At 43.6% G+C, this 1,412-nt stretch carries 1 protein-coding gene; it reads right to left on the bottom strand.

The annotated features are described in order from the left end of the window. Positions 1–34 precede the first annotated feature (34 nt). Positions 35–1,345, bottom strand: coding sequence for a transposase (locus LVD47_RS23270; RefSeq protein WP_236981116.1), 1,311 nt, complete (start codon positions 1,343–1,345; stop codon positions 35–37). Between the last annotated feature and the right edge of the window lie 67 nt (positions 1,346–1,412).

Raw genomic sequence — 1,412 nt, 5'->3', positions numbered from 1 at the left:
CAGCAATTTCTACTGAAAGGATTTAGTGAGGGAGTTATTCAATTTGGACAAAAAATTCTTTGGCGACCACCCGATGCATTTCGTGGTAAGAGTTGACGGGTCGAAACATAAAAACAGCCCGGACCAGTTCCCAGACGTAGCTTCTGGATTTGAGTTTTTTGCAGAGTTTATCGAACAGGAGGCTGCAAGCCTGAAAGATTTGGTCGGTGGTAAAGGCAATGACCATCATATAAGCCATTACAGTGGCCAGATTTTTATTGCCATGGCCATAATTGTGCGCAAAGTTGTAGCCCTGGTTCTTTAGCGTGTTAAATGTTTCGTTTTCAATTTTCCACCGGGAACGGCCAATGCACATGATTTTGAACACATGACTTTTGTTGATTTTAATATTGGTTATCCAGGAAAATTCCTTTCGCTCTCCATTCTTTTGGATTTCGGTGCATGTCAACATATGGCAACGGATGTGCGATTGTTGCTGGTTCAAAGGCATGTCCCCGCTCCATTCAAAAATGTGTTTACACCCGGTGTGGGGATCGATTTGTGTATGTGTCCGGACAGCCTTACCGGCTTTTCTGGAATCAAACAAGTCAAATAACGTTTTATGAGAGCCGGGTTTTACCCCAATAATATAAGCCCATCCTTGCTCTACGATTTGTTCGATATGCGGGCCATTCGCATAAAGGGCATCTTCTACGACCAACCATTTTTGATCCGTATACATCCCGCTCATCCATTCGATCATCCGTTTGGCCGCATTGCGTTCGCAATCGTTTTTTTGGCTGCCATCCTGTTTGAGAATGGGTTCCATAGCAATCGGAAAAACTTCCCTGTGATCCGGGTGGACAATCGCCCCACATAGCATTGAATGGCTATAGGTCTTCGTCCCATCACGATGCTGCTTTTCCAGACAGTTTTCACAGTGGATCTCCTGTGAACTGTAATGATGAACCCCATCGATTGAACAAATCAAATACTCCTTGAATACCTCATAGCCCCGCAATACACCCAGTCGGTGGCATTCCGTGTGTAAACTTTTTAATAAAACGCGTACGGGATGTGGGTTTACAAAATCCAGAACTTTGCGCAATTGGGCATCGCTACACACTTTCTCAATACCAAAAAGGGTCATCAAATTAGTCCGTTGGGTATCTCCCTGTTGCTCGAAACGCAATAATGAAGGGTACTTCAACAAAAAAAGCGCATACACCGACATGATGAGATCCTGAAAACTATACGACACGATTTTCTTGCGGGGATCTTCTACCCGCATCAGTCCCTGACGGACCACTTCTATAAGCCGGTCCATTGTCAGAGTAGTTTGCAGTTCTTTGTATGAGATTCTCATAACAACAAACATATACAATATTTTTATAATGTGAAAGCGCCTCGCTAATTTTCAGTAGAAATTGCTG

Source organism: Membranihabitans maritimus (genome assembly GCF_021729145.1).
GTDB classification, from domain to species: Bacteria; Bacteroidota; Bacteroidia; order Chitinophagales; family Saprospiraceae; genus Membranihabitans; species Membranihabitans maritimus.
The sequence above is the reverse complement of the archived record's forward strand: the minus strand, read 5'-3'. Positions and strand labels throughout refer to the sequence as shown.

Excerpts from the sequence above, each read along its gene's own strand:
- LVD47_RS23270 (WP_236981116.1), bottom strand. The coding sequence starts at position 1,345 with ATGAGAATCTCATACAAAGAACTGCAAACTACTCTGACAATGGACCGG.